Genomic DNA, 1,390 nt, shown 5'->3' with positions numbered 1-1,390 from the left:
GAATAGGTGAAGGTGGTGGTCACGCCGTTGAAGTAGGCGATCGACCGGGTCTTGCCGTCCGCCTCATAGCTCGTCGCCGTGATATAGCCGGGGATACTCAGTGGCTAGAGTCTAGGTATTTATTTACTTCGTCGTGGATTTCAGTCGGAAAAAATACTTCCAATTTATGGCCGGGCCCTTTAGCTGTTGAAGAAGGATCGGTACTATTCCAATAAGCAGAAGCCTCTGAAATTATGTTAATATATATTTTTGCCGAATTAAAATCTCCTCCCATCGGTATATCCTCATGTATTATCCTCACTTCGTGAGGACCTATCCATGATAAGTCTAAGATGCACTCTTCAAATGCATCCCAGTTCATACCGAAGTGTCCAGGAAACTGAGCTTGCTCGGCAAATATCTGTAGAATTTCGGACTTAGACATAAGCCCTTTTCTTAAAAATATTGTAAATGCTTCAGCTTTGATAACATCATCAAGCGTTTCGTAAAACATAAAGGTCACAATCGCACCTATCGGTCCAGCCTAATAAAGGAGTTATAATGATCCGGCGTGTAATATAGCTCTCCATTCTGACCCGTTATGACTCGTTGCGGCCCTGGACCGTTAAACCCCGGCGTTGGATGGACGTATTCCCTATAATAGCCATTTACCTCAGGCGGAAGAAGACCTTCCCGATTTTGAAAAATCGTCCCGTCCCGACGATGAGAATTCGCAACGCCGGATTGTATCCTATCCAGGGTTGGTTTGATATCAACTGTGCCTTGTAGTTTTGTCCCATTATATACGTTTTCGACTGTCACTCCGCTAATGAAACGCGTTTCCTGGGTAACGTTTTTAGCTGTTGATGCTGCTTTGATCGCAACCCCTGCTCCCTTCAGCTCAGGGGCCGCCAAAAGTAGGAGATTTATCGCGCCAATGAATGTCTTGAAACCGTCACGCTCTCGTACGCCCTCGACGACATCGCGGATGCCCGTTTGGTCAGCTGCAAAACCGATGATGTTAGTGGCGCTGGCCTTTGCTCCTTCATTGGCATCCGATGATGCCCTGTTTGCGAGCACATCAGGGCTTTCCCGATCATTTGGATTTTGACCGTAGAACGCTCCGAAAAAGTCTCCAAAGAGTTCATTGAACGTATGTCCGTTTTGGTCACTTTTATTGACGGGATCGTTTCCCGAGTAGGCATATCGGTTTGTTCCGACGCCCTGGATGGTTGGATCCATGGGGTCGGGTGCGATGAAGCGTGCGTTTGCGGCGGAGCCGAAGGGCACGCAGACGAGGCTGCAGACCAGCAGGTTCGACAGAAGGCGGACCCACAGGGTGCGGAGAAAGAGCTGCATCGACAAGCCTCGTTTCGCTGTGCGCATGATCGAAGAGGATGATTGGGTGACC

The 1,390-nt window shown here is 48.7% G+C and carries 2 protein-coding genes; both read right to left on the bottom strand.

What is annotated here, in order from left to right:
- Nucleotides 1-97 precede the first annotated feature (97 nt).
- Nucleotides 98-493 carry a barstar family protein gene (locus BMX61_RS24135; protein ID WP_083639424.1) on the bottom strand — a complete coding sequence of 132 codons (396 nt, stop codon included), beginning with the start codon at nt 491-493 and terminating at the stop codon, nt 98-100.
- 17 nt (nt 494-510) lie between these two features.
- The coding region (locus BMX61_RS24130; protein WP_092743094.1) for a ribonuclease domain-containing protein at nt 511-1,390 on the bottom strand (880 nt) is incomplete at its 5' end.

It is taken from the genome of Xaviernesmea oryzae, from assembly GCF_900109605.1.
GTDB classification, from domain to species: Bacteria; Pseudomonadota; Alphaproteobacteria; order Rhizobiales; family Rhizobiaceae; genus Xaviernesmea; species Xaviernesmea oryzae.
Note: the sequence above shows the minus strand (reverse complement) of the source record. Positions and strands in the feature narration are given on the sequence as shown.

Bases quoted from the DNA above. Each gene is read 5' to 3' on its own strand.
- BMX61_RS24135 (WP_083639424.1), bottom strand. From the start codon at position 493: ATGTTTTACGAAACGCTTGATGATGTTATCAAAGCTGAAGCATTTACA.